Origin of the sequence: Bittarella massiliensis (ex Durand et al. 2017) (genome assembly GCF_017566145.1) — a bacterium.
In the GTDB taxonomy this organism is placed as follows: domain Bacteria; phylum Bacillota; class Clostridia; order Oscillospirales; family Ruminococcaceae; genus Bittarella; species Bittarella massiliensis_A.
In genome coordinates this window covers 1-26195 of record NZ_JABFCL010000007.1, presented here as the reverse complement: position 1 = coordinate 26195, position 26195 = coordinate 1, and the positions used below count along the sequence as shown (strand labels likewise).

Genomic DNA, 26195 nt, shown 5'->3' with positions numbered 1-26195 from the left:
GAAGGAGGTACCGCCAATGAACAAACGCCTATCTGCCGCCCTCATCCCTTCTGTCCGTCTCCTGGCGCTTGCCCTTGCCCTCGCCTGTTCCCTCTCCCTCGCCGGCTGTCAAAAGACCCTCAAGGGAACCGATGCGCTGGTGGAAAAAGCCCGGGCGGAAATTCCCATTGCCGACGCGGAGAATACCGAAATCCGTTATGCCGGCCAGTGTGTGCAGGGGGACGACGCCCTCCTCTGGTTTATCTCAGGCAATGCGTACCAGGCGCACAGCTATCTGCCCATGGAGTGCACCGTGGTCGGGGAGGAGGAGTACGCCTTTGTGCGGACCTACCGCCCGGTGGAGCGCGGCGGCAGGGACATTGTTGCCCTGCAGTGGAAGCGGGGACTCGCCCTGCTGGTCAACGACCCGCGCTGCACTGCGATCCGCCTCTCCGACGGGGAGAGAGCCCGCGACTTTTCCATCGGGGAAAGAGACTACCCCTACATCCTGTACAGCGAAACACTGCCATCGCAATACCAGTTTTTCGACGCAGCGGGAAACGAGCTCCTATAAAGGGTATTTGCCCCGCCAAAAAGAAAGAGCAGCCGGACCGATCTTCCTCGGTCCGGCTGCTCCTTTATTCATTTAACAGGTGGAAGAAGGGCTACTTGGCCAGGGCTTCCAACACGGCTACCACCATCTCAAAGGTCCGCTGGAAGGAGGCCAGATCCAGGCACTCGTCAGGGGTGTGGGCCCCGTCAGCGGTGGGGCCGAAGGCGATGATGTCCAGTTCGGGCAGCTTGTCCTTCAAAATGCCGCACTCCAGACCGCCGTGAACGGCCTTCATCTCCATCTCCTTGCCGGTCTGCTCCCTGTAAATCTTCATGCAGAGTTCCCGCAGGGGGGAGTTGGCCTCGTACTTCCAGCCGGCCATGGGCTCGTTGAGGTCGGCCTTCACCCGGCACATCTCGGCCAGGGTCGCCATCTCGTCGGCCATGTGGTCGCGGACGGTGGGGTCGCTGGAGCGGATGAACTCGGTCATCTTCACGGTGTTCCCCTCGCTCACCGCTACCCCCAGGTTGCCGGAGGTGACCACCAGGCCGGGAATCTCCATGCTCATGGTGTAGACGGCGTTGGGGAGCAGGTAGACAAAGCGAATCAGCTCGTCGCTGGAGGTGCTGTCCATCATCTGGGCGGCGGGTTCGGCGGCAATCGCCTGCAGTGCAAAGCCGGGGTCACTGGCAGCCAGCTCGGAGGCGATTTCCCCCGCCACCCGTTGGGCGATGGCGATGGCCTCGCCGGCTCTGCCGGCGGGCACGGCGATCAGGGCGTCGGACTCCCGGGGGATGGCGTTCATCTTCGAGCCGCCCGAGAGGCGCACCAGATTCACAGGCATCGCCTTTTTGATGTTGTGCAGCACCCGCCCCATCAGCTTGATGGAATTGCCCATCTCCTGGTCGATCATCATGGCCGAGTGGCCGCCCAGCAGCCCCCGCACCGCCAGGGAGACAGCCTCTCCGGCAAAGGGAACCAACTCGGCCGACTTTTCAAAGTCGATGAGCAGCCCGCCGGCGGAGGAGACGATCATCGTCCCCTCGGGGCCGCAGTCCATGTTCAGCAGGTACTTGGCCTCCAGGTCGGAGCAGTCCAGGGCAATGGCCCCCAGCAGACCGATCTCCTCCATCGAGGTAAAGACGCACTCCAGCGCCGGGTGGCGGTAGTCGTCCCGGGCGAGGGCAGCCATCATATAGGCCACCGCCACCCCGTTGTCGGCCCCCAAGGTGGTGCCCGAGGCGCGGAGAACGCCGTCTTCCACCTGCAGCTTCAGGGGGTCTTTTTCAAAGTCGTGCTCGGTGGCCTGGTTTTTTTCGCAGACCATGTCCAGGTGGCCCTGCAACATAACGGTGGGCAGCCCCTCGCAGCCGGGGGAAGCGGGTTTCTTCACCACCACGTTGTAGGCGTCGTCCATCCGGCACCAGAGGCCCAGGTCTTTGGCAAATTGCATCACAAACTCGGCGGCAGCCTTTTCGTTGCGGCTGCCCCGGGGAATGGCGGAAAGCTCTTCAAAATAGCGCAGCGCGTCGGCCGGCTCGTATCCTTTGGTCACATACTCCATGGGAATTCGCCTCTTTCTCTCTGAAATTGCGCCACCGCGCCGGGGGAAAGCGCCGGCTCGTCCGATGGCATTTGCCAACAGTATACTCTCTCCCCCGCCATTTTTCCAGTGGAAAGCGGCAAATCGCCGGGAGAAATTTCGCTCTGCCCCGCCGCCGCATCTGTCTACTTTGCCCCTTTTTTCCCAGCGGGCAATTTCCCCTTGACAGACGGTGATATCTGCCCTACACTCTGTTTATACGATAATCGTATTATACGAAAGAAGGTTATATATATGGCCAATCCCGACCCCCTCCAGGTGGCGCAGCTCTGGCACGAGGTGCTCATGTACAGCTCCACCCCCGAAGAGACGGCACGCTACCCCGAGCTGATGGGCCGCTCCCCCCTTGAAATGCGCCTGCTTTTGATGGCCGGCGCGGCCCCCCACCTGCTGCTGCGGGACTATCTGGCGGCCCTCCACATCCCCAAGAGCACCCTCACCAGCGCCCTCAACCGGCTCGAGAGGCAGGGCTATCTCCGCCGGGTCATCAGCCCCCGGGACCGGCGATCCTTCCAGCTGGAACTGGGAGAGCGGGGGCAGGCCTTTTTGCACAGCTACCTGGACTACCAGCGGGGAATGGGGGAACGGATTCTCGGCGGTCTCGCCCCAGAGGAGCAGCGGCAGCTGGCGGCGCTGCTGCAAAAGGTCGCCTCCTACATGCTCCCCCGCCGGGAGGGGGCGAGGTGATGCGGGGTGCCGAGCGGTTTGCCGGCCAGATGGCAAAAAAGGTCGTCCTCCTCACCGGGGGCGGCGGTGGAATCGGCGTCGAGGCCGCCCTGGCCTTTGTCGAGATGGGAGCCACCGTCCTCCTCGCCGAGTGTGACCGGGAGCGGGGCCTCACCGCCCAGCAGCGGCTGTGCGACCGGCGGCCGGGCAGCGGCGTCTTTCTGCCCGTCAACCTGGCCGACGAGGGGGAGGTGGAGGCCCTCTGCGGGAAGATATTGACCCGCTTCGGCTGCCCCGACGTCCTCTTTCACAACGCCACCCTGGCGCAGATGGGGGCGGTGGAGGAATTATCCCTCGCCGCCTGGAACCAAAGCTACGCTGTCAACCTTCTCGCCCCTCTGCAGCTGACCCGGGCCTTTCTCCCCGCCATGCGGGAGCGGAACAGCGGGGTGATCGCCTTTGTCTCCTCCTCCGGGGCGGCTCCCCACATGGGGGCCTACGAGGTCTTTAAGACCGCCCAGGCGGAGCTGGGTTCCACCCTCTCGATGGAACTGGAGGAGACCGGCATCCACGTCTACACCATCGGCCCCGGGCTGGTGCGCACCGCCACCGCCGAGGCCGCCATCGAGATTGTGGCCGCGCGGATGGGGATGGGTCTGTCTGCGTTCTACCGCCAAAATGAAAGCCACCTCCTCAGCGCCGAGGCAGCGGGCTGGGGCTTTGCCCTCTCGGCCCTCTTTGCCCGGCGCTACCGGGGGCAGGAGATCGCCTCCGTCCAGGTGCTGGGGGACTGCGGCCTCTCCCCCGAGGGGGGGCCGGAGCCAGCCGCCCGGGCCCCGGCGGACAACCGAGCAGCAACCCAGGCCCTGACACAGGTGGCCGACACCTTCTTTGCCCAGTACCAGGGCTGGAAGGAGATGAACGTCTTTGAGCGCCAGTGGGTGCTGCGGGACTTTAAAAAGTCGGTGGGATTGCCCGCCGACGGGGCGGCCGAAACCCTGCGGGAACTGCTGCGGGAGGGGCCGGCCGCCCTGGGTGGTCAGCGGGTATTTCTCCAGCGGCTGCAGGGGTACTGGGAGCGGCAGTACACCCTTTTGCAGGGCTACGAGCGCGATCCTGTCCGCAGAGAGGAAAACGGCCGCATCGTGCAGGGCTGGGTGGAGGAGGTGGCCGCCCTCCTCGCCCTGCTGCCCTAGGGAAAAAGCGGCACAAAGAAGGCGCGCCGGCTGCAATGGCCGGCGCGCCTTTGTCTTTTTTCACACGGGCTATTTGTCCTCGTAAAAGCGGAACATCTCCGCCATCACCTGCTTGAAGCCCTCGCGGGAGACCTCCATCGAGACCCGGCAGCTGCGAAACCCGCTGGGCCGGGGGGAGAAGTCCACCAGGGTACGGCCCCGGCTGGGGCCGTCCTCGGTCTCGATGTCCACGTGGCAGCGCCTCCAGGTGACGATGGAGGGGTCGACCACACAGGCCACCGTCATGCAGTCACAGAGGAAGGGGGACGGATCGTCGGACTTGGCGGTGATCAGGTCCTGCATCCCCTCGCCCCGCTCGGTCTTATAGCGCATGATCTCCCCGGTGAGCCGGGCGATGCGGTGGTCGCAGGCCAGCAGGTCGCTCCAATCGCCGCTGGTGAGCTTGGCCCGGAAGATGGTCTCCAGCTCCACCATGTCCACCGGCACCCCGCTGCGAAAGACGATGTCCGCCGCCGTGGGGTCGGCCCAGAGATTGTACTCGCCGTAGGCGCTCTGGTTGCCGTAGATGCGCGAGCCCCCCATGATGGTCAGGTTGGCGATCAGCCGGGCGGCGTCGGGGTACTTGGTCAGCAGGATGCCCAGGTTGGTCAGGGGCCCCAGGGCGATGATCTCCAGCCGGCCGCCGGCCTTGACCGCCTCGTCGTAGATCACGTCCCAGGCGTGGCGGGGGTCCTCCTGCTGGGGGGAGGCGGGGAGGGTCACCGTCCCCAACCCCCGCGCCCCATGGGCGAAGGAGGCGTCCGACGCGGGGTAGAGCATCGGCGTCGCCGCCCCCCGGGCGACGATGGTGGACAGCCCCGCCTCCCGGCAGAGGTCGAGGGCGTTCTGGGTGGTCAGGTCGATGTTTACATTCCCCGCCACCGAGGTGACGGCGCGAATGTCGAACTCCTCCCGGCTGGCGGCCAGAAACAGGGCGACGGCGTCGTCGATCCCCGGGTCGCAGTCAATGATAAATGGGCGCTTTTCCATCTCTTGTCCCCTCCTCTAACCCAATTTGGCAATGCAGTCGATGAACAGCCGGGCAAACCCGTCCCGGTCGCCGCCCACCACCACGTCGATGTTGGCCTCTTTGCAGCCCACCCCAAAGGGGCGGATGTAGGTGGCGGTGCAGCCCCGGCTCAAGGACTTGCCGGCGTCCACCTCTACGTAAAAGCGGCGGGTGTCAAAGAGCCCCTCCTTGATCAGCCAGGCGCTGACCACCGCGTCGTGCACCACCAGGTCGCGGCCGTTGCCGCCAAAGGTGTCCTGGCAGTAGTCAAAGAGCTGGGCGCAGAGGGCCCCCACCCGCCCGCTGCGGCGGACCTCTTCGATCTCCTCGGGGCGCAGGGCCATCTTCTCGGTCACGTCCAGCCCGCACATGGTGATGGGCAGCCCGCTGCCAAAGACGATGGCCGCTGCCTCCGGGTCGTGCCAGATGTTAAACTCCGCTGCCGGGGTCACGTTTCCGCCCGAGGTGGAGCCCCCCATCAGGCACAACCGCTTGATCTTTCCCTTTAATTCGGGATAGGACAGGAGCAGGGCGGCGATGTTGGTCAGGGGCCCCAGGGCGGCGATCACCATCTCCCCCGCGGCCTCCCTGATCTTGGCCGCCATAAAGTCAATGGCGTTTTCCCGCAGGGGCCCCCGCTCCGACAGGGGCAGGATCACCCCGTCCAGCGCCGTGGCGCCGTGGTAGGAGAGGGCCGGCCGGCACTCCCCCGCCAGGGGCTTTACACAGCCGGGGACCACCGGGATCTCCTCCCCTAAAAAGGCCACCAGCCGCAGGGCGTTTTCGGTGACATTTTGCAGCAGCCCGTTGCCGGGGACGGTGGTGATCCCCTGCAGGTCGAACACCCCGCTGCCCAGCGCCATGAAGAGGGCGGCCGCGTCATCGTGTCCGGGGTCGCAGTCCATCAAAAGCGGAATTCGATTCATCTTTCATCCTCCCTTTGCCAATTTTTTCTCGTACTGTTTTATTGTATCAGCAAAGGGGCCGCACAGACAATACGGTCTCTTTTTTTCGGCGTTCCCACGGGAATCATTCTCTTTTTTTGGCTAATTTGCCTGTGCCCTATTCTCCTGGTCCCCGCGGGGCCGCCCGCCCTGGCGACTGCTGTTGGGACGGGACAAAAGGAATGCAAAAAGGCGGCCCGCCCCCTAAAAGGGGGTGGGCCGCCCTCGGCAGCAGGCCGCTACTGGGCCAACTTGGTGTACAGGTCGCCGATGATGCAGTCGCGGCGGACGCTGTATACATAAAGGATGGGATGGTTGCAGGGGCAGACGCTGTAATATCCGTCGTAGGAGGGGATGGGGGCGGGTTCCAGCCGGGTCTCGGTGCCGTCCATCTCCATCAGCCAGGCCACCGGCGCCACATCCCAGATGGTGCGGCTCCAGAAGGGGCCCTGGCGGTTTAACTCCGCCTCCTCCCTGGTGATGTCACAGAGGTAGTCGCAGAGCTGGTTTTTCCCCCGCAGCCAGTGTTCGATCTCGGGGCCGGTGGTGGTCAGGGCCGAGACCACCCCGTTGCAGGGGAAGAGCACCACCGGCACCCCGCACCCCAAAAGGACGCGGGCGGCGGCCACGTCTTGAAGCATGTTGAACTCCTTGGTGTTAAACCACTCCAGCGCGTGGCCTCCCAGCCAGAGCACCACCACCTTGCGGGCGATGGCCGGCTCCATCAGCAGGGCCGAAGCCACATTGGTGATGGCGCCGATGGCGATGACGTAGAGGGGGTCGTCGTCAGGGCGAGCCATGGCCCGGGCCACCAAATCGCGGGCGGCGGGCGAGTCCACCGGGGCCTCCTCACCGGCCAAAAAGCGCTCGGAACCGCGGTAGACGGTCTCCCCGCAGTCCTCTTCCCGCCCCATCAGCGACAGGATGCGATGGATCTCCTGGTAGCTGCGCTCCATCCCCTCGGCAGCGCTGGCTACCTTCTCGTTGTGAAAGGGGGCCGCGTAGATGGCCTGCAGGTCGATTCGCTCGGGGGATTGCAGGATATAGGCCAGGGCGAATTGGTCGTCCACCTCGTTAAAGGCGTCGGTATCCAGCACCGCGCTCACCCGCCCGGCGGGCTTTTTGAGCCGGCTCACAATGAATTCCGGCGGGATGTCGTGGGCCGGGGCCGGGCGATCGTAGTGGATGTCCATAAACTCTTCCAGCAAACTGTGATAGCGCATGAAAAACCTTCCTTTCCTTGGCAGGTCCTGCCTGCTCCAGCGGGGTTCTCTCTGCCCCCACTCTACCACATCTGCCGCCGGCTGTCTGCTCCCATCAAAAAAATTTCTCCGCTTCGGGCAAAAAGGCGGCCTGACCCCGCAGAGGGGGCAGGCCGCCTTTCTTCTCTTTTTTACCCCACCAGGTCGATGGGCAGGCTGGCCACCGCGTTCCAGCCCAGCCCGGCCAGGTTGCCGGCGCAGTACTCGTAATACCCCTGGGCGGCAATCATCGCCCCGTTGTCCCCGCAGAGGGAGAGGGGCGGCAGGTAGAGGGACAGCCCTTCCTCCCGGCAGCGCTCGCTCAACTTGCCCCGCAGCCCCGAGTTGGCGCTGACCCCACCGGCCACCGCCAGGGTTTTGTAGCCCAGGTCCCGGGCCGCCGCCAGCAGGTTGTGGCAGAGGATGTCGGCCACCTTCTCCTGAAAGCTGGCACAGATGTCGTCCACCGGCAGTTCTGCCCCCCGCTGGGCGGCGTTGTGGGCGGTGTTGATGACCGCCGTCTTGAGGCCGGAAAAGCTGAAGTCGTACTTCCCCGCCACCTTGGGGGTGGGGAAGGAGAAGGCCCCCTTGTCCCCCCGCTGGGCGGCCTTGTCCAGGGCGATCCCCCCCGGGTAGGGGAAGCCCAGGGTGCGGGCAGCCTTGTCAAATGCTTCCCCCGCGGCGTCGTCCAGAGTGCGGCCCACCACCCGAAACGCAGTATAGGAGAGCACCTCGATGATGTGGCTGTGTCCCCCAGACACCACCAGGCAGAGAAAGGGCGGCTGCAAGTCGGGGTGGGCGATGTAGTTGGCGGCAATGTGCCCCCGCAGGTGGTGCACCGGCACCAGGGGCTTTTCTGCCGAGTAGGCCAGCCCCTTGGCGAAGTTGAGACCCACCAGCAGGCAGCCGATCAGTCCCGGTGCGTAGGTCACCGCCACCGCGCCGATCTCCTCCAGCGAGACCCCCGCCTCTTCCAGGGCCTGGCGGTAGATCTGCGAGATGGCCTCGGCGTGCCGGCGGGAGGCGATCTCCGGCACCACCCCGCCGTAGAGGCGGTGCTCCTCGATCTGCGAGGCCACCACGTTGGAGAGCACCTCTCTCCCGTCCCTCACCACCGCACAGGCGGTCTCGTCACAGGACGACTCAATTCCCAGTACCAGCATCCTCAGCCGCGCTCCTTCCGTCACTCTCTAATGGCAGGTTCAAAATCAGGGCGTCCTCGTCTGGCGCCCGGTAAAACCGGGGCCGCCGCCCCGCCGCCGCAAACCCCAGCTGGCGGTAGAGGGCCACCGCCCCCCGGTTGGAGGCCCGCACCTCCAGCGAGCAGAGGGCGGCCCCCGCCGCCCGGCCCCGATCCAGCAGGGCCAGCGCCAGGGCCTTTGCCACCCCGCGGCGGCGGCAGTCGGGCCGCACCGCCAGGGTGTTGATGTGCAGGTCGTCGGCCACCAGGGTGGCAAAGAGGTAGCCCGCCACCCGCTGGCCCCGATCCAGGGCGCAGAGGCAGAGGGCCCCCGCCGCCCCCGGCGCGGCCAACACGTCGCCCCGGCTCCAGGCGCTGGGGCCGAAGGTCGCCGCCTCGATGGCCGCCACCTCCTCCAGCAGCGCCCCCTCGGCGGGGACCACCGCCCAGCTAGCGGCCATCGGCGCCCAACTCCTGCAAGATGCCGTTGACCGCCGCCGAAATCTGCGACAGGCAGGCCCGGTAGGCCCCGATCCCCTGGCCGTAGGGGTCGGAGACGCCGCCCCCCAGCAGGTGCACCTTCTTCATGCTGCCGCTGTCGAGCACCGCCTCTAAAATCTCCCGGTGCTGTGCGGTCATCACGTAGATCTCGTCGGCGTCCTCCACCGCCCGCATGGTCAGGGTGCTCGAGCGAAAGGCCCCGCTGTCGATCCCGATCTCCGCCAGGGCGGCCGCCGCTTCGGGGGTGATGGTGTCCCCCGGAAAGGCGGAAAACCCGCAGCTGGCGCAGGTGATGCTCTCATCCTTGCACCGGGCGCGAAACACCAGTTCCGCCATGGGGCTGCGGCAGGTGTTGCCGGTGCAGGCGAACAGGATTTTCATTTCGCACGTCCCTCCGTCACTCTCGTTGTCTCTGTTATCCTTTGGCCAAATACCAGTTGACGCCGGTGTGGGCGTCCACCACCAGGGGTACCGCCAGCGCGGCCGCGCCCTGCATCTCCGCGGCCACCAAGTCGGCCACCCGCTGGGCGTCCTCCTCCCGGGCCTCCACGATCAATTCATCGTGCACCTGCAAGATCAGCTTGGCGTCCAGCCCCTCGTCCCGCAGCCGCTCCCAGACCCGGCACATGGCGATCTTGATGATGTCCGCCGCCGTCCCCTGAATGGGGGAGTTCATGGCCATCCGCTTGCCCAGTGCCTGCAACACCTTGTTCTTGCTGGCCAACTCCCGGATGTACCGGCGGCGGCCGTAGAGGGTGGTGACATACCCGCATTCCCGGGCGTCCTCCACCGTTGCCTCCATAAAGGTGCGCACCCCCTGGTAGGTCTCCAGGTAGCCCTTGATGTAGGCGTCCGCCTCGGCCACCGAGACCTCGATGTCCTGCGCCAGGGAGTAGGCGCCGATGCCGTAGACAATGCCGAAGTTGACCGCCTTGGCCCGGCGGCGCATCTGGGGGGTCACGAAGTCCAGCGGCATCCCAAACACCTGGGAGGCGGTGATGGTGTGGATGTCCTGCCCGCTGCGAAAGGCCTCGATCATCCGCTCGTCACCTGCCATGTGGGCCAGCACCCGCAACTCGATTTGGGAGTAGTCGGCATCCACCAGGGTGTAGCCCGGCCGGGCGACAAAGAACTTGCGCAGTTCGCTGCCCAGGGGGGTGCGCACCGGGATGTTTTGCATGTTGGGCTCGGTGGAGGAGATGCGCCCGGTGCGGGTCTCGGTCTGGTTGAAGCGGGAGTGGATCCGCCCGTCCTCCCGCACCACCTTCAAGAGCCCCTCCACATAGGTGGATTTGAGCTTGGTGTAGCTGCGGTAGTCCAGGATGTCCTGAATCACCGGGTCCTTGCCCAGCAGGCCGTTTAAGACGTCGGCGTTGGTGGACCAGCCGGTCTTGGTCTTTTTGCCGTGGGGCAGCCCCAGATCCTCAAACAGGGCGACACCCAACTGTTGGGGGCTGTTGATGTTGAACTCCCGCCCCACCCGCTCAAAAATGCGCTGCTGCACCTGGGCGATGTCCAGGTCGAGCATCTCCCCGTACTGGCGAATTCCCTCGCAGTCCACCGCGACGCCGGTCTCCTCCATGTCGCAGAGGACCTGGGCCAGGGGCAGTTCGATGCGCTCCAGCAGCTCGGTCTCCCCCGCCGCCGCCAGCTTCTCTTGCAAGGTGGCAAACAGGGGCATCAGGGCGGCGAGTTCCCCCTTCTGGGGCAATTCCCCCTCCAGCGCAAAGGCCGGGGCGGCCCCGTACTCGCCGATGAGTGCCTCCAGCTGGTAGGCGCTGGCGGTGGGGTTGAGCAGGTAGGCCGCCAGCATCCCGTCAAAGGCAATCCCCGCCGCCCCGGGCAGCAGGTGGTAGAGGGCCTTGCTGTCAAAAACCCACTTGGCGACCGCTTCGTCTGCAAGCAGGGGGGCGATTTTGTCGAGGCTGGGGTAAAGGGCCACATCGGTCCCCCGCACCGCCGCCCAGCGGCCGTCCTCCAGCGCCAGCACCCCCACCGGCCCCTCGCCGGCGGGCAGGGCGTCGGCCACCCGGGCCGGGGGCAGGGGGACTGCCTCCTCCCCCCTCTCAGGAACGGGGGCCGCGCCGTCGGGGTGCAGCCCCAGCCGGCCGATGAGCGACTGCATCTCCAGCCGGGAAAGGGTCTGGTAGAGCCAGCCCTCGTCCGCCGGGGCGGTCTTGTAGTGGGCCAGGTCCCCGTCGATGGGGACGTCAGTGCGAATCTCCGCCAGCTGGCGGGAGAGGTAGGCCGTCTCCCGCCCCTTTTCCAGCTTGGCCCGCACCCCCGGCTTGATGGCCGGGTCGTCCAGGTGCTCGTACACCCCGTCCAGGGTGCCGAACTGGGCGATCAGGTTCAGGGCGGTCTTCTCCCCGATGCCCGCCACCCCGGGGATGTTGTCGGAACTGTCCCCCATCAGGGCCTTGACCTCGATCATCTGGATGGGCTCGACCCCGTAGCGCTCCCGGATCGTCTCGGGGGTCAGCACCTCGGACTTCTGGGTGGTGGAGAGGCGCACCGACACCCGCTCGCCGATGAGCTGGTAACTGTCCCGGTCCCCGGTGCAGAGGACGCAGTCCTCCCCTCCCTCCCGGCAGAGGCGGGCAAAGGTGCCCAGAATGTCGTCGGCCTCAAACCCCTCCACCGCCAGCAGGGGGTAGCCCATCTTCTGCAAAATCTCCTTGAGCAGGGGCAGCTGCTGGGCCAGCTCGTCGGGCATTCCCTTGCGGCCGGCCTTGTACTGGTCGTACTGCAGGTGGCGGAAGGTGGGGGCCCGCAGGTCAAAGGCGATGGCGATGCCGTCCGGCTCCACCTCCTGCCGGATGCCCAGAAGGATGTTGAGAAAGCCATAGATGGCGTTGGTGTAGCTGCCGTCCTTGGTGGTCAGCAGCTTGATGCCGTAAAAGGCCCGGTTGACAATGCTGTTGCCGTCGATGCAAACGAATTTCATCCCAGTCTCCCCTCCCCCGGCGGCCGTCTGGCCCGGAGCAATATGCGCGCAAAAACAGATGGTATTAGTATACCACAAAAACCGCCCGATTGGTTGTATCCCGCCGGCTTTTTTGGTAAAATACAGCGTGTGCCCCGGGGCCGGCCGGCCCCGGGCCAAAATTTGAGCACCTGAAAAGAGGAGGGATCGCCGTGTTGACAGTCGGCGGCAGGGAGATCGCCTGCCCGGTGAGTTTGGCCCCCATGGCGGGGGTGGCCGACAGCGCCTTTCGCCAGCTCTGCAAGGAGTTTGGCTGCGGCCTCCTCACCAGTGAGATGGTCAGCGCCAAGGCCCTCACCATGAGCGACCGCAAGACGAAAGACCTGCTGCGCCGCGCCCCCATCGAGACCCCCTTTGCCATTCAGCTCTTCGGCGACGACCCGGAGATCATGGCCCGGGCCGCCCAACTGGTGATGGCCTGGAAACCCGACTTCATCGACATCAACATGGGCTGCCCCGCCCCCAAGATCGCCGGAAACGGCAGCGGCAGCAGCCTGATGAAAAACCCGCCCCTGGCCGCAGCCATCGTGGGGGCAGTGGCGGCGGCGGTGGAGGTGCCGGTGACCGTCAAGATCCGCAAGGGGTGGGACGAGCACTCGGTCAACGCCGTGGAGGTGGCCCTTCTCTGCCAGGAGGCGGGGGCCGCCGCCGTCGCCGTGCACGGCAAGACCCGGGAGCAGATGTACGCCCCCCCGGTGGACCGCACCGTCATCCGCCAGGTGAAGGAGGCCCTCTCGGTGCCGGTCATCGGCAACGGCGAGATCGACTCCCCCCAGGCCGCGGCGCAGATGTTTGCCGAGACCGGCTGCGACGGCGTCATGGTGGGGCGGGGCGCTCTGGGCCGCCCCTGGCTCTTTGCCCAGATTGGCGAGTACCTGCAGACCGGCGAGGTGCGCACCTGCCCCACCCCCCGCCAGAAGATGGCCTGCCTGCTGCGCCAGGCCGAACTGGCCATTGCCCACAAGGGCGAAAAGCGGGCCATGGCCGAGATGCGCAAGCACGCCGCCTGGTATTTTAAAGGGGGGCGGGGGGCCTCCAAACTGCGGGCCAAGGCCGGCACCCTCACCACCTACCAGGCCCTGGAGGAGATGACCAAAGAGGCCCTGGATCTGGGCTGCCTGGAGGAAAACTAGTCCCCCATCTTCACAGCTGCCAGCAAAAAAGACTTCTCTTATAATAGAGAAGTCTTTTTATTTTCCGGGGTTCTCCGCCCCTTCTTCATCGAGTAAAGCATCGCAGGGCAAGCTAAAAATTTTGGCGAATGCCTTTGGCTCTATATCGGCGACGCATCTCTTGTCTGTCCCTGTTCTCGTGATTGCGTTTTTGTCGATTGGCAACCCCAGTATCTGCAACTCTCTTGCCAAATCGCGTTGAGACAAGCCATGTTGTTTCCTCAAAATCTTCAGCTTGGGGCCAATAATATTTTTCTGCCCATTTTCTCCGCGCGACTTCGGCACAGCTCTGGCCCCCTTGTCTCACTTTGCCCACTTTTTTGACTTTTTAAGCTCAGGTGCACAATCGGTTGTAAATGGGATATAAGCTGAAACAAAGGGGCGGTTACGGCGTTCGCCAATCCCTCGGCTGGGACAGCCTCTCTGTACAGATCAGCAAAGGTCGGCCCCTGGCCCTCCCCTCTGGCGGGACGCGCTACTGAAACACCTTCTGGGCGGCGGCCTCCTCCACAAATTCCAGCGGGTGCTGGATGAGGGCTGCCACCTCCTGGGCGCTGTGCCCCGCGGCCAGGTAGCGCCGGGCGATCACCCCCATGTCCTCCCCCACCTCGATCAGGTGGCCGTCCGGGTCGTAGAGGCGCACCACCCGCTGTTTCCACTCCTGCTCTTTTGGCGGGCCGGCCAGCTCCACCCCGCCGCACCCCTCCACCCGGGCGAGGAAGGCGTCGAAATCGTCCACCTCGAAGTAGAGTTCCAGGTTGTGGCTGCGCGAAACCACCGACGCCGGCTCCACCCCGGTCAGCCAGGCAAAGTCCTCCTGCAGGGCAAAGCCGCCGTCAAAGGTGACGTTCTTGCCCAAATCCAGGCTCACCCTCTGCCCGAAGAGGGCCCCGTAAAAGGCCTTCGAGCGCTCCACGTCCTGCACCGCCAGCAGCGGCAGCCGGTATTTGATCTCCATCTGTCCTACCCCTCCATCTCGTCCAGGCTGCGGTAGTAGCCCGGCATCAGCTTTTCCAAAAAGTAGTCCACCTCGGGCAGGCGCATCTGCCGCAGGGCCCTCTCCTGAGCGGCCTTGGCCGGGGCGAACTCGGTGTTGCCGCTCTTTTCCTCCTCGATGCACTTGGCCAGGGCCGACAGCTTGTCCGCCGCCTTCACCAGCTGTTCCACCTCCGGGTCGGCAAAGGGCTCAAAGTAGCAGGCAAAATCGGGGCGCAGCTCTTCGGGCAGCATTCCCAGCAGCCGCTCGTCGGCAATGCGCTCCACCTGTTTGTAGGCCCCCCGGATCTCGTCGTTGTAGTATTTGACCGGGGTGGGCAGGTCGCCGGTGATGATCTCGCTGGCGTCGTGGTAGATGGCGCAGAGGGCCAGCTGCCCCAGGTCCACCCGGCCGCCGTAGAGGCGGTTGCGCACCGCCCCCAGCCCGTGGGCGATCATCGCCACCTCCAGGGCGTGCTCCGACAGGTTTTCGGTGCGGTTGTTGCGCATCAGCCCCCAGCGGGCGATATATTTCATCCGGGAGACCATCCCGTAGAAGTTGTGCTCTGCCATCGCAAACCATCCTCCCCAAAATCGCCCGCCGGTTTTTCGCAGGTTGCACAAAGCGGCCCAAAAGGCCCAAATCCGACGGGAAAATGTGCTATAATGACCGCAAGCGGCTGTCGTCCCCCCGGGCGGCCGCCCTTGGGCGACGATACCGCCAGCACACAGCGGTATTTGGCCATGGGGCAGGGAGCAAACGCAGTTTGCGCAATCTGCCCGGCCATTCCAGTATCATATCCGCTTTGCGGCCATTATACCATGAAAGAGAGAAAGCAGGAAGTGAGCATGCAGCCAACCTCCCCCCTCGCCGGCCAGAAAGAGCGCACCGCGGCGGTCTTTTTTCTCTGCTGCCTGATGGCGGCCCTTTTTTTGCTGCCCTTTGTGGTGGCCGACGGAGGGGTCTTCCTCTACTTCGGCGACTACAACGTACAGGAAATCCCCTTCTACCAACACGTTCACCAGCTGGTGCGCAGTGGCCGCTGGTTTTGGGACCTCGGCACCGACCTGGGGGTCAACTTCATCGGCTCATACAGCTTTTACATGCTGGGCAGCCCCTTCTTCTGGCTGATGCTCCCCTTCCCCACCAGCTGGGTGCCCTACCTGATGGCTCCCATGTTCTGCCTCAAGTTTGGGGTCTGCGGCCTCACTGCCTACGTCTACCTGCGCCGGTTCGTGCAAAACCGCGACTACGCCATGCTGGGGGCCATCCTCTACGCCTTCTCCGGCTTCACCGTCTACAACATCTTCTTCAACCACTTCGTGGACGTGGTGGCCATCTTCCCCCTCCTCCTCATCGGGCTAGAGCGGTATGTGGTCGACGGCAAGAAGGGCGGATTCGCCATCGCCGTGGCCCTGAATATGATGCTCAACTACTTTTTCTTTGTGGGCCAGGCGGTCTTTTTGCTCCTCTACTTTCTCTGCCGCCTGCCCTGCCGGGAATTTCGCGTCACCCCCCGGGTCTTCTTCGGCCTCGCCTTTGAGACCCTCCTCGGCTGCATGGGCGGGCTGATCCTCTTTCTGCCGGGCGTCCTCGCCGTCCTCGGCAACCCGCGGGTGGACAACTTCCTCTTTGGCCAAAACCTTCTGTTCTACGGCGAGACCCAGCGCTACGGCGGGCTGCTCTCCTCCCTCTTCTTCATGCCGGAGGTCCCCTCCCGCCCCAACTTCTTCCCCCAGGAGTGGGCCAAGTGGTCCTCCATGTCGGCCTGGCTGCCCCTCTTCTCGATCACCGCCCTCATCGCCTACTTTCGCACCGTCAAAAAGAGCTTTGTCAAGCGGGCCCTCGTCGTCTGCGCCGTGATGGCGGCCGTCCCCATCCTCAACAGCGCATTTTATGCCTTCAACAACTCCTACTACGCCCGCTGGTTTTACATGCCCATCCTCCTGATGTGCCTGGGCTCGGTCAAGGCGCTGGAACTGCCGGGGGTCTCCTTTCGCAAGCCCGCCATCGCCACCGGGGTGGCCATCGGCTGCTTTGCCCTCATCGGCCTGGTGCCGGCCAAAAAGGCGGGGAAAATCGTTCTCGGGGCCGAGGCAGACACCCTGCGCTTCTGGGTTTGGATCGCCTTTTCGGCAGCCTGCCTGGCCCTTTTCTGCCTGCTTCTGCGCCGCCGGCGGGAGCACCCCCTCTTCTTCCGCGCCACCCTGGCCTGCCTCTGCGCGGTGAGCGTGGCCTACTCCCTGGTCTATCTCAGCTGGGGGCGCAAGTACTCCTACGGCAGTGATTACATGCGAAACACCGCCCTCTCCGGCGGGGCAGGCATTGTCCAACAGGACGACAGCGGCTTTTACCGCAGCGACTATTACAGCGCCATGGACAATTTGGGGATGTTTTGGCAGACCAACACCATCCAGTGCTTTCACACAGTGGTGCCGGTCTCCCTCATCGAGTTTTACGAGTACCTGGGCATCACCCGGGACGTCCACTCCAACCCGCCCATCGAGCAGTACGCCCTGCGAAACCTCCTCTCGGTCAAATACCTCTACGACGACCAGAGCTTCGCCCAGTCCACCCCCATCGGGCAACTGCCGGGTTACCTCTCGCTGGGGCGGCGGGGCGACTTTGAGGTGTATCAAAACCAAAACGACCTGCCCATGGGCTTTGCCTACTCCCAGTACATGACCCAGTCCCAGTGCGACGCCCTGGCCCAGTCCATCCGCTCCCGGGCCATGCTCCAGGCCGTCTTGCTGGACGAGGAGGGGATCAACGAGAACCAGGACCTGCTCTCCCCCGCGCCGGACATGTTAAACGCCGAGTTGGAGAGCTACAACCTGAAAGCCGACTGCGACGCCCTGCGCGCCCAGTCCGCCTACGCCTTTGAGGAGACCCGGACCGGCTTTCTCTCCCGCACCCACCTGGCGCGGGAATCCCTGGTCTTTTACAGCGTTCCCTACGACGAGGGGTTCACCGCCACCGTCAACGGCAAGCCGGCAAAAATTTACCGGGCCAACGTCGGCTTTATGGCGGTGCGGGTCCCGGCGGGGGAGTGCGAGATCGTCTTTTCCTACGATCCCCCCGGTCTCACAGTGGGGAAATGGGCCTTTGTGGGGTTTGCCGGCATCTACCTGCTCTATCTCCCCTTCTGCCTGCGCTCGGCCCGCCGCCCCGGCCCCCCGCCCCGCCGCATCCGGCGGGCGCGCTGAAGGGCGCTTCAAAAAATCCCCCTCTTTTTTGGCGGAATGGGCAATTGAAAAGGCCGGCCAAACCGGCTATGATGAAAGGTACAAAACGGGAGGGAGTCTTTCTCCCCACCAACAGACACAGACAAATTCGCGATGCGATTATGAGGAGGCCTGACAGATGGGCGATTACAGAGCACTGCAAAATGGAAGCGACATCCGCGGCGTTGCGTTGGAGGGGGTCGCCGGCGAGCCGGTGAACCTCACCGAGCAGGCCGCCCGGGAGCTGGCGGCCGCCTTTGCCCTCTGGCTGTCCCAAAAGACCGGCAAGCCCCTGCCCCAACTCACCGTCTCGGTGGGGCGGGACTCCCGCCTCTCCGGCCCGGCCCTGTTGGCCGCCGCCGCCGAAGGGCTGCGGGGCGCCGGGGTCGCGGTGGTCGACTGCCAGATGGCCTCGACCCCGGCCATGTTCATGTCCACCGTTCTGCCCGGCCACGGGTACGATGGAGCCATCATGATCACCGCCAGCCACCTGCCCTACAACCGCAACGGGCTCAAGTTCTTCACCAGAGAGGGCGGGCTGGAACACGAGGACATCGAGGCCCTGACCGAACTGGCCCTGGGCGAGCTGCCCTGCGGGCAGAACGCCCCTCTGCGGCAGACCGACCTGATCTCCGACTACGCGCTGCACCTGGTGAAAAAAATCCGCGAGGGGATCGACGACCCCGACCACTACAACCAGCCCCTGCTGGGCTTTAAGATCGCGGTGGACGCGGGCAACGGCGCGGGCGGCTTCTTCGCCCAGAGGGTGCTCTGTCCCCTGGGGGCCGACGTCTCCGCCTCCCGTTACCTGGATCCGGACGGCCGCTTCCCCAACCACGTGCCCAACCCCGAGGACCCGGCCGCCATGCAGTCCATCATCGAGGCGGTGAAGGAGGGGGGCTGCGATCTGGGCCTCATCTTCGACACCGATGTGGACCGGGCCGGCGCGGTGGACCGCAACGGCAAGGAGATCAACCGCAACCGGCTCATCGCCCTGCTCTCCTGCATCGTGTTGGAGGACTGCCCCGGCGGCACCATCGTCACCGACTCGGTCACCTCCAGCCACCTGGGCGCCTTTATCGAGGAGTTGGGCGGGGTGCACCACCGCTTTAAGCGGGGCTACAAAAACGTCATCAACGAGTCCATCCGCCTGGCGAAGGAGGGGATCCCCTCCCCCCTGGCCATCGAGACCTCGGGCCACGGCGCCCTCAAGGAAAACTACTACCTGGACGACGGCGCCTACCTCTGCGCCAAGATCCTCATTAAAGCCGCCACCCTGCGGCAGGTGGGCAAAACCGTCGACACCCTGCTGGCCGACTTGCAGGAGCCGGCCGAGGCGGTCGAGCTCCGCTTCAAGATCGGGGTGCCCGACTTTGCCGCCTACGGCAAGCAGGTGCTGGCCGACCTGGAAAACTATGTCGACACCCAGCCCGGCTGGGAAAAGGCCCCCCAGAACCACGAGGGGATCCGGGTCAGCTTCTCCGGAGAGGGGGAGCGGGGCTGGTTCTTATTGCGGATGTCCCTGCACGACCCCATCCTCCCCCTAAATATCGAGAGCGACGACTGCGGCGGGGCCAAGGCAATCGCCGAGAAGGTCTACCAATTCATCCAGCGCTACGACCAGCTGGACATTCAGCCCCTGAAGGCCTACCTGGGCCTCTAGCAAACGAACGGAGAGCGGCCGCCTGTCTGGCGGCCGCTCTCTCTTTTTCTCTTTTCCCTACTGGGGCCAGCTCTCCAGGCAGAGGCGGCAGGCCTCTCTGTCCACCGAGGGGGGCAGGGGTTGGACGCCCGGCCGGGCCCGGCCCGCCAAAATCTCCTCCAGGCTCAACAGCTGCAGGGCGTACCCCAGGTCCATCACCTCCAGGGGGTTGCCGGCCCCCGCCGCCAGGTTGATGGGGTTGGCCCCCTGCAGCAGGTAGGCGCTTTTGCCGGCAAAGCAAAACTGCTCGATTTCGCCGGGCAGCCGCCGGACCTCCCGGGCGGTGGCCCGCAGCCCCTCCACGTCGATTTCCATGTTGTAGTGGCCGGCGTTGCAGAGGACCGCCCCATCCCGCAACAGGGGCAGATGGCGGGGCCCCAGCACGTCAAAGCGGCCGGTGACGGTGACCACCAACTCCGCCCGGGGCAGCAGCTCCTCCAGCGATCCGGTGCGGTGGCCCTCCACCCGGGCCTTGAGCAGCCGCACCGGGTCGGTGTCCCAGACCATGGTCTGGGACACCAGGGCCCGCAGCCGCTGGGTGATCCCCGCGCCGCAGTAGCCGTATCCCACCACCAGCACCGGCTTGCCCCCCAGCAGCATCGAGGTGGCCCGCAAAATCCCGTCCACCACCGACTGGCCCACCCCCGCCTCGTTTTCGATGAGCCGCTTCACCGGCGAGTCGTCGATCACCAGCAGGGGGAAGTCGGGGGCGATCCCCTCCCGCTCCAAAATCAGCCGCCCTGAACGGGTCTCCTCGATCCCCCCCAGGGGCCGCCAAGGGGGCGTTTCCCGCACAAACTGCTGCAGGATGCCCGCGCCGTTGTCCATCAGCAGGTCGTAGGGACCCTCGGCCAGGGCGGCGCGGAGGTTTTGCCGCAGGTCCTCCAACCGGTCGCCCCGGCCGGCCAGCACCGTCACCCCCGGCAGGCCGGCCAGGTAGGCGGCCGTCCCCGGTTTGGTGGAGCCCAGGTTCCCCACAAAGACGATCCGCTCGGCCCCGCCCCGCAACAGCACCTCGGTGCGCACCGCGGCCTTGGGCTCGCAGTGCATACAGATGAGGAGGGAGCGCCCTGCAAAGGGCTTTTCCCGCCCATAGCGCTCGCCGAACTGGCGGAGCACCGGCATCTTGGCCCGTCGCCAGGCGACCTCCGCCTCCCCCTGGGCCGCCAGGGTGCGATCGTCAACTTTGGATCGCAGCATCTCTTCGTCCTCCTTTGCCTTTCTACCCCCATCATACCCCCTTCGCCGCCGGGCCGTTAGGACAAAGGTCATACTTCCTCTTTTTTTGCTCTGAGGGTATAATAGGGGTACAGAAAGGGGCGATCTGCCGTGACCCTGCGAGAAGCCGCCGCCGGCGATTTGAATTCGCTGCTGCACCTCTACCTCCACCTGCACGAGACCTCCCTCCCCCCGGAGGGGAAAGGGCTGCGCGCCGCCTGGCAGCAGCTGTTGGACGATCCCGGCTGCCACCTGATCGTGGCCGAGGAGGAAGGGCGCATCCTCGCCTCCTGCACCTGCTACCTCCTCCCCAACCTGACCCGGGGCGCCCGGCCCTTTGCCCTGGTGGAAAACGTGGTCACCCACCCCGACCACCGCCGGCGGGGCTGCGCCACGGCCTGCCTGCGCCGGGCAGAGGAGATCGCCCGCCGGGCGGGCTGCTATAAAATCATGCTGATGAGCGGCGCCAAGGATGAGGGCACCCTCTCCTTCTACCGCAAGGCGGGCTTTGACAGCGGGGAAAAAACCGCTTTTACCCGCCGGTTTTAGCCGCGCCGCAAACCGATTTTCCAGAAAAGGGATCTGATCGTGCCCACCGCTGCCCAGCTCTACGACGAATGCGGACTGCAGCGCTATTTTTCCGCCGACCTGCGTCCCCTCTTCGCCCTCTACCCCTTTCCCAAAGGGGCCCATCTCTGCCAAAAGGGAGCGCCGTTTTCCACCTTCTACTACTTTGTAAAGGGCCGCGCCCAGGTCTATACCCCGCTGGAGAGGGGGGACCTCCTCCTGCAGGGGTACTACACCCAGCCCCGGTGGATCGGGGACGCTGAAATCCTGCTCTGCGACAGCTACCTTTCCAGCGTGCAGGCCCTCGCCCCCTCCCTCTGCCTGGGCGCACCGCGGGAGGCGGTTCTCCGCGCCGTCGAGGGGGATGCCCGCTTCTACCGCGCCATCGGCCAAGATCTGGCGCGGATGGTCCGCCGCAACGGGGGAAACACCGCCATCAACCTCTCCTACCCCCTCAAGGCCCGGGTCTGCGCCTACCTGGGGTATGAGGCCCGCCAGCAGGGCAGCCTGTCGGTGCAGGTCAACCTCTCGGCGGCCACCGCCCTGTTGGGGGCCAGCTACCGCCATCTGCAGCGCTGCCTGCGCCAACTGGAAGAGGCGGGCGCCCTCCGCCGGGAGGGCGGGCGCATCCTCCTGTTGAACACCGCCCTCTTCGCCCCCGTCGAGGGGGGCGGCTACGAGTACGCCTGACCACCACCTCACCGACCAAAAGAGCGCCGGACAGAAATCTGTCCGGCGCTCTTTTCACAAAAACAAAATCAGTTCACTCCACCAAACACCTGGGGGTACTGGGCGGTGACGGCGGGAATCAGCTGCAAAAACAGGGCCGAACTGCACCGCTCAAAGGGGGCCATCTGCAAAAAGGTCACCCGCCCCTCCTGTACACAGGCCATCTCGGCAAAGCCCGGCAGCTGCTGCAGCTCCTCCAGCGTCAGCTCGTCGGTGCAAAAGAGCACCTCCGGCTCGACCGGCTCCTCCAGGGCGGCGTACCCCTCTGCCGCCGCGGCAGCGTTCTCCCCCAGCAGCCGGCCGAAGAGGTCGGCTTCCAGCGTCCCCGACCCCGCCAGGTAGCCCCGCGGGTCGCAGAGCACCGCGAAGCTGGGGCGATGCGCGGCGCCGATCTTTTCATCCAATGCTGCCACCCAGCTCTCCACATCCGCAGCGAAGAGGGGGCCTTCCTCGGCCTGTCCGCCGGCAAAGCAGGCGGCAATGTCCCGGTAAAAGCCGGCCAGCCCCTCCAGGGAGGTGGGGGCGGCAAGCACCACCACCGGGCAGTCCACAGCCCTCTCGGGCAGGGGCTGGGTGCTCAGCACCAGGTCGGCCTTCAGCTGGGCAATGGCCGCCCCGTCGGGGAGGAGGGCAGTCCCCACCGGCTGGGCGTCCTCCAGCCCGGGCAGTTGGCTGCCGTCGCAGACCCCGGCGATCTGCCCGCCGTAACCCATCCCCACAGCCGCCTCCGCCAGCTGTTCCGAGAGCACTGCCACCCGCTTCGGCGCGCTGGGGATCGTCACCCCCTGCACCGTCGCCGGAAAGCCCTTTTTGCCGCAACCGGCCAACAGCAGGGCGGCCGCCAGCAGCAAAGCCAGCCCGCGCCGCCTAGCCATCTGCCTCCACCAGCAGGGTGCCCAGCAACCGCTGGGCAGATTGGGGGGTGAAGGCCGTCTGCTTGAGCTCCCACTCCAGCGCCCGGCGCTTGAGCTCGTCCCGGGACATGTCCAGCCCCCGCAGTGGGGCCAGCTTGTAGAGCAGCTCCAGGTACTCCAGCTGGGTCAGCTTCTGCAAAGGGAGCACCCGCTCAAAGACGATCCCCGCGTCGGCCAGCCCCTCGGCGCTCACCGCCGTGGCCGCCAGGGAGACGTTTTCCGGCAGCGCCCCCACCTGGGTAAAATAGTGGGCGATGGCGCGCAACTGGGCGTCGGTGATGTCGTCGCAGAGCACCAAAAACCGGGCGGGCATCTCCCCCAGCGCCGCAAAGAGGGACTCCACATCCTCCCCCCGGCACCAGACCAGCCGGGTGCCCTGGGCGCACTCAAACCAGCAGGTCTTGGCCAGGGTGGTCTTGCCCGCGCCCTCCTCCCCGGTGATGAGCAGCCGGGGCATTGCCCCCTGGGGCGCCAGGGAGAAGAGGGCCTGTCCCTTTTCATAGCACCCGTCCAGCCCGGCCAGGGTCTCCCGGCGGCTGGGGCCCGACTGGGGCTGGGGCGCCAGTTCCCCCTCCTCGGTGTAGCAAAACACCGGGCACTGGGCCGCAAAGCCGCAGCCGTTTTCCCGGTAGTGTTCGGCCAGGCGGACCAATTCGTCCCCCCAGTCCCCCTCGGCCCGGTATTTCTTATGTTCTTCGGTCCACTCGGGCAGCACATCGATGACCCGCTCCCTGTCGCCGTAGGCCGAGAAGAGCAGCACCTTCAATTCCTTGGCGGAGGCCTTGGAGAGGGCGCAGAGCATGCTCAAATCGTTTTTGGCCGCCTGCCGCAGGTGGGACGGGGTGGCCAAAAAGCCCTCGCGGGCGCAGAGGGCGGAGAAGGGGTTTTCGTCCTGCAGCGCCCGGCCAAAGAGGTAGTCGGGCAACGAGCCCTGGCCATCCCCCTCGCAGAGGGCGCGGTAGAAGCCGCACCAGGCCCGGCAGACCTGGTCAAAGTCCCCCCCAAAGAGGGAGCAGAGGCGCTCCAGCTCCCGCAGGGCCGGACTCTCGGCGGTCTCCCGGTAGAGGGAGATGGACTGGATGTAGAGGTGAAGGGATTCAAAGCGGTTGAGTTTGCTCATGGTGGCGGCTTCCTTTTCGTCTTTATTTTCTCTTATTCTACCGGGTTTGCCCCCCACCGTCAACCAAAGGCCCCTGTGCTGGCTGCCTGCCCGGCGGGGAAAAGAGGCTGCCCGACGCCGGGCCAGAGGGAGAGAAGGCCGCCCCTCCCTGTCAGGGCCCTTCCCCGTTTCGCTGTGCAGAACGCGGCCCAACCGGATTCTTCCGCCACCTTTCAGCTGTCCCCCTGCGGCTCACTTTCCCCGTCGCGCCGCCCTCGCGTGCTGGTGGGAACAGCCCCTGCCAGTGGCCGCAGACGCCCAAAGCGCGCTGCCTCCGACAAAAGAGGTAGCGCGCTTTGCAACCCAGGGGCCTTTCTCTCTTTATCCACGGCTTACAGCAGTTCCCGGTAGTCCACAATCGCCCGGTCGGCAACGCGATCCACCCCCGCGCTGCCGGTCACCGCCACTGTGTGGCAACCCGCAGCCCTGGCCGCCGCCAGGGCGTGGGGGGCGTCCTCAAAGACCCAGGTCTCCTCCGGCACTGCGCCCAGACGGGCCACCGCAGACGCATAAAAATCCGGGACTTCCTTGTTGCAGCCAGCCTCGGTGCAGCTGTGTACAAAGGCAAAATAGCTGTGCAGCCCCAACTCGTCAAGCACCGCTTCGGCGGTGGCCCGCTCCACCGCGGTGGCCACACAGCAGGGCACCCCTGCCTCCGCCAGGCATTGCAAGTACGCCTCCGCCCCCGGCAGGATCACCGAGCGCCCCCGCTCCCGAACCGCCGCCCGGTAACGGCGGGCCACGATCTCATCAATTTGGCGCAAAACCTCCTCCGGGGGATAGGGCACCCCCAGTTCCCGGGAAAACCAAGCGGCCGACTGCTCCAGGCTCATGGCCGTCAGCCGCCGATCCAAATCCCCCGGCACCGGGACCCCCTGCTCCACCAGGTAGCGCTCCCCCACCCCCGACCACACATCCATGGTCCAGAGCAGGGTGCCGTCCAGATCAAAGGCCGCGGCCTTGGGCGTCAGTTCCACAGCCGGCGGGTCAGCTCGTCGAGCTCTCTGGTGGCGGCCAGCACGTCGTCCTGGGCGAAGATGGCCGAGACCACCGCCGCCCCGTCTACCCCGCTGGCCTCCAGTTCCAGAAGGTTTTCCGGGTGGATGCCGCCGATGGCCACCACCGGGATGGAGACGCTCTCGCAGAGGGCCCTCATCTCCTCCATGGACATGGTGCCGTCGATCTGTTTGGTGGTGGTGAAAAAGGCCGCGCCGGTGCCCAGGTAGTCGGCCCCCTGTGCCTCGGCCTCCCGGGCCTGGGCGATGGTCTTGGCAGAGACCCCGATGATCTTGTCCGGGCCCAGGATTTTGCGCGCCAGGTCACAGGGCAGGTCGGTCTGGCCGATGTGCACCCCGTCGGCGTCCACCGCCTGGGCAACAGTCAGGTTGTCGTCGATCACCAGCGGCACCCCATAGCGATCGGTCACAGCCTTGACCTCTCTTGCCACCTGCAAAAATTCCCGGTCGCCGGCCTCTTTCTCCCGCAGCTGCACAAAGGTGGCGCCGCCCTTGAGGCAGTCCTCCACCATCTGCCCCAGGGTGCGCCCCCGCAGCCAGGCCCTATCGGTCACGGCGTACAGCCGCATGGCGCTCTTAATCTGCTCTCTCGAAAATTTCAATGTCCTCTCCTCCATCCAGTTCCCCGCCGTTCAGGCAGGCCAATTCGTCCATGAGCAGCACCCGGTAGCTGCCGGTGCCCTCCCGTCCCGTCTCCTCCAGCAGCCGCCGGTGCGCCCGGGCGCCACACAGCCCCATGGTGCAGACGGCGGCCGCCGCGGCCTCCAGTGGCTGCTCGGGCGAGGCCGCCAGAAAGGCCCCAGTGACGGCGGTGAGGATGCAGCCGGTACCGGTGACCCGGGCCATCAGGGGGTGGCCGCCGCGGATGGCAAAGGTCCTCTCCCCGTCGCTCACAAAGTCCACCTCGCCGGTGACCGCCACCACCGTCTGTGCCCGGCGGGCAAAGGCCGCGATCTGGGCTGCCCGCTCCTGCAGAGGGGCGCTGGCGTCCAGGTCCTCCGGCGCCGCGTCCACCCCCCGGGCCCCGCCGCCCTCGCCCAGCAGCGCCCGCAATTCCGACAGGTTGCAGCGGATGGCCGCCAGCGGCAGCTCCCTCCAAAGGCCGCGAGCTGTCTCGGTGCGCAGGCGGGACGCCCCTGCCCCCACCGGGTCCAAAACCACCGGGATGCCCCGGCGGGCCGCCTCCTTCCCCGCCCGGTAAAAGGCGTCCAGGTTCTGCCGGCGCAGGGTGCCGATGTTGAGCACCAGTCCCCCGGCCAGGGCGGTGATCTCCGCCACCTCATCGGGGTCGTCGGCCATGATGGGACTGCCCCCCACCGCCAACAGGGCGTTGGCGCAGTCGTTCATGGTGACGGCATTGGTGATGCAGTGGATCAGCGGCCCCCGCTCCCGCAGGGCGTTTAAGTACTGTCCCAGCAAAAAGATCGCTCCCTCTCCGCACAATTTTGGGCACAAAAAAGAGGATGCACCCGACTGAATGCACCCCCGCGCCCCCTGGTTGGGGCGGCGCTCTTTTCCCTACGTTGGCATGATCCAAATCAGGTTAAAACCGGTCGACACGATGGCGACGAGTAGTCGCCATCGTGTCCCCATCTGATTTTCGAGGTGTAAACACCTCGAT

Annotated in this window: 25 protein-coding genes; 8 read left to right on the top strand and 17 right to left on the bottom strand. The window is 65.7% G+C overall.

All coding sequences use genetic code 11. The features are described 5' to 3' along the window. Positions 1–16: 16 nt before the first annotated feature. Complete coding sequence (locus HJY11_RS08440; protein WP_208075548.1) at positions 17–553, top strand: hypothetical protein; 537 nt, start codon at positions 17–19, stop codon at positions 551–553. 91 nt (positions 554–644) lie between these two features. Here HJY11_RS08440 and pepD read toward each other — a convergent pair whose 3' ends face one another. After that, entirely contained in the window at positions 645–2096 is a 1452-nt protein-coding gene (gene pepD, locus HJY11_RS08435; protein ID WP_208075547.1) for a beta-Ala-His dipeptidase, read from the bottom strand. Positions 2097–2369: 273 nt separating this feature from the next. Here pepD and HJY11_RS08430 point away from each other — a divergent pair, with 273 nt between their 5' ends. Both HJY11_RS08430 and HJY11_RS15490 read left to right on the top strand, forming a co-directional pair. Continuing rightward, positions 2370–2822, top strand: coding sequence for a MarR family winged helix-turn-helix transcriptional regulator (locus tag HJY11_RS08430; protein WP_208075546.1), 453 nt, complete (start codon positions 2370–2372; stop codon positions 2820–2822). Beyond that, entirely contained in the window at positions 2822–3997 is a 1176-nt protein-coding gene (locus tag HJY11_RS15490) for an SDR family oxidoreductase (RefSeq protein WP_279571065.1), read from the top strand. The genes HJY11_RS08430 and HJY11_RS15490 overlap by 1 nt, the downstream gene beginning before the upstream one ends. 69 nt (positions 3998–4066) lie before the next feature. Here HJY11_RS15490 and HJY11_RS08420 read toward each other — a convergent pair whose 3' ends face one another. The 7 genes from HJY11_RS08420 to polA all read right to left on the bottom strand — a co-directional run bounded on the left by HJY11_RS08420 (position 4067) and on the right by polA (position 11858). After that, on the bottom strand, positions 4067–5026 hold the full coding sequence (locus HJY11_RS08420) for a nucleoside hydrolase (RefSeq protein ID WP_208075544.1): 960 nt from the start codon (positions 5024–5026) through the stop codon (positions 4067–4069). A gap of 15 nt (positions 5027–5041) precedes the next feature. Next, positions 5042–5971, bottom strand: a complete 930-nt coding sequence (locus HJY11_RS08415; protein WP_208075543.1) for a nucleoside hydrolase — start codon at positions 5969–5971, stop codon at positions 5042–5044. Between the two features lie 257 nt (positions 5972–6228). Next, entirely contained in the window at positions 6229–7212 is a 984-nt protein-coding gene (locus HJY11_RS08410; RefSeq protein WP_243764355.1) for a nucleoside hydrolase, read from the bottom strand. 170 nt (positions 7213–7382) lie between these two features. Beyond that, positions 7383–8393 (bottom strand): tRNA (adenosine(37)-N6)-threonylcarbamoyltransferase complex transferase subunit TsaD, encoded by a 1011-nt coding sequence (tsaD, locus tag HJY11_RS08405; RefSeq protein WP_208075542.1) that lies wholly within the window; start codon positions 8391–8393, stop codon positions 7383–7385. Beyond that, positions 8374–8871 carry a ribosomal protein S18-alanine N-acetyltransferase gene (gene rimI, locus HJY11_RS08400; protein ID WP_208075541.1) on the bottom strand — a complete coding sequence of 166 codons (498 nt, stop codon included), beginning with the start codon at positions 8869–8871 and terminating at the stop codon, positions 8374–8376. Before rimI ends, tsaD begins: the two co-directional genes overlap by 20 nt. Next, on the bottom strand, positions 8861–9292 hold the full coding sequence (locus HJY11_RS08395) for a low molecular weight phosphatase family protein (protein ID WP_208075540.1): 432 nt from the start codon (positions 9290–9292) through the stop codon (positions 8861–8863). The genes rimI and HJY11_RS08395 overlap by 11 nt, the downstream gene beginning before the upstream one ends. A gap of 34 nt (positions 9293–9326) precedes the next feature. Continuing rightward, positions 9327–11858: a DNA polymerase I gene (gene polA / locus HJY11_RS08390; RefSeq protein WP_208075539.1), complete on the bottom strand. Its 2532-nt coding sequence runs from the start codon at positions 11856–11858 to the stop codon at positions 9327–9329. A gap of 191 nt (positions 11859–12049) precedes the next feature. Here polA and dusB point away from each other — a divergent pair, with 191 nt between their 5' ends. Next, positions 12050–13030 (top strand): tRNA dihydrouridine synthase DusB, encoded by a 981-nt coding sequence (dusB, locus tag HJY11_RS08385; RefSeq protein ID WP_368041564.1) that lies wholly within the window; start codon positions 12050–12052, stop codon positions 13028–13030. Positions 13031–13087: 57 nt separating this feature from the next. Here dusB and HJY11_RS08380 read toward each other — a convergent pair whose 3' ends face one another. The 3 genes from HJY11_RS08380 to yfbR all read right to left on the bottom strand — a co-directional run bounded on the left by HJY11_RS08380 (position 13088) and on the right by yfbR (position 14617). Then, on the bottom strand, positions 13088–13354 hold the full coding sequence (locus HJY11_RS08380) for a helix-turn-helix domain-containing protein (protein ID WP_208075538.1): 267 nt from the start codon (positions 13352–13354) through the stop codon (positions 13088–13090). A gap of 190 nt (positions 13355–13544) precedes the next feature. After that, positions 13545–14021 carry a VOC family protein gene (locus tag HJY11_RS08375; RefSeq protein WP_208075634.1) on the bottom strand — a complete coding sequence of 159 codons (477 nt, stop codon included), beginning with the start codon at positions 14019–14021 and terminating at the stop codon, positions 13545–13547. Between the two features lie 11 nt (positions 14022–14032). Continuing rightward, positions 14033–14617, bottom strand: a complete 585-nt coding sequence (gene yfbR / locus HJY11_RS08370; protein ID WP_208075537.1) for a 5'-deoxynucleotidase — start codon at positions 14615–14617, stop codon at positions 14033–14035. 276 nt (positions 14618–14893) lie between these two features. Here yfbR and HJY11_RS08365 point away from each other — a divergent pair, with 276 nt between their 5' ends. Together HJY11_RS08365 and HJY11_RS08360 are read left to right on the top strand one after the other, a co-directional pair. Continuing rightward, positions 14894–17251, top strand: coding sequence for a YfhO family protein (locus tag HJY11_RS08365; protein WP_243764360.1), 2358 nt, complete (start codon positions 14894–14896; stop codon positions 17249–17251). A gap of 157 nt (positions 17252–17408) precedes the next feature. Then, a complete protein-coding gene (locus HJY11_RS08360; RefSeq protein ID WP_208075535.1) occupies positions 17409–18932 on the top strand; it encodes a phosphomannomutase/phosphoglucomutase in 1524 nt (507 codons plus the stop codon). Between the two features lie 57 nt (positions 18933–18989). Here the strand turns inward: HJY11_RS08360 and HJY11_RS08355 are convergent, their stop codons facing one another. Continuing rightward, positions 18990–20171 (bottom strand): adenosylhomocysteinase, encoded by a 1182-nt coding sequence (locus tag HJY11_RS08355; RefSeq protein ID WP_208075534.1) that lies wholly within the window; start codon positions 20169–20171, stop codon positions 18990–18992. Between the two features lie 129 nt (positions 20172–20300). On the opposite strand from HJY11_RS08355, the gene HJY11_RS08350 reads away from it, so the two are divergent. Further along, the gene (locus tag HJY11_RS08350) at positions 20301–20738 is read left to right on the top strand and encodes a GNAT family N-acetyltransferase (protein WP_208075533.1); all 438 of its coding nucleotides are present in this window, start codon (positions 20301–20303) and stop codon (positions 20736–20738) included. 39 nt (positions 20739–20777) lie between these two features. Next, on the top strand, positions 20778–21446 hold the full coding sequence (locus HJY11_RS08345; protein ID WP_208075532.1) for a Crp/Fnr family transcriptional regulator: 669 nt from the start codon (positions 20778–20780) through the stop codon (positions 21444–21446). A 68-nt stretch (positions 21447–21514) separates the two neighbouring features. On the opposite strand, the gene HJY11_RS08340 is transcribed toward HJY11_RS08345, so the two are convergent. The 5 genes from HJY11_RS08340 to thiM all read right to left on the bottom strand — a co-directional run bounded on the left by HJY11_RS08340 (position 21515) and on the right by thiM (position 25993). After that, positions 21515–22360 carry an ABC transporter substrate-binding protein gene (locus HJY11_RS08340; protein WP_208075531.1) on the bottom strand — a complete coding sequence of 282 codons (846 nt, stop codon included), beginning with the start codon at positions 22358–22360 and terminating at the stop codon, positions 21515–21517. Continuing rightward, positions 22353–23519, bottom strand: a complete 1167-nt coding sequence (locus HJY11_RS08335) for a hypothetical protein (protein WP_208075530.1) — start codon at positions 23517–23519, stop codon at positions 22353–22355. The genes HJY11_RS08340 and HJY11_RS08335 overlap by 8 nt, the downstream gene beginning before the upstream one ends. Positions 23520–23890: 371 nt before the next feature. Further along, a complete protein-coding gene (locus HJY11_RS08330) occupies positions 23891–24535 on the bottom strand; it encodes an HAD family hydrolase (protein ID WP_208075529.1) in 645 nt (214 codons plus the stop codon). After that, positions 24526–25176, bottom strand: a complete 651-nt coding sequence (gene thiE, locus HJY11_RS08325) for a thiamine phosphate synthase (RefSeq protein ID WP_243764353.1) — start codon at positions 25174–25176, stop codon at positions 24526–24528. The genes HJY11_RS08330 and thiE overlap by 10 nt, the downstream gene beginning before the upstream one ends. Next, positions 25151–25993 (bottom strand): hydroxyethylthiazole kinase, encoded by an 843-nt coding sequence (gene thiM / locus HJY11_RS08320; protein ID WP_208075528.1) that lies wholly within the window; start codon positions 25991–25993, stop codon positions 25151–25153. Before thiM ends, thiE begins: the two co-directional genes overlap by 26 nt. Positions 25994–26195 lie beyond the last annotated feature (202 nt).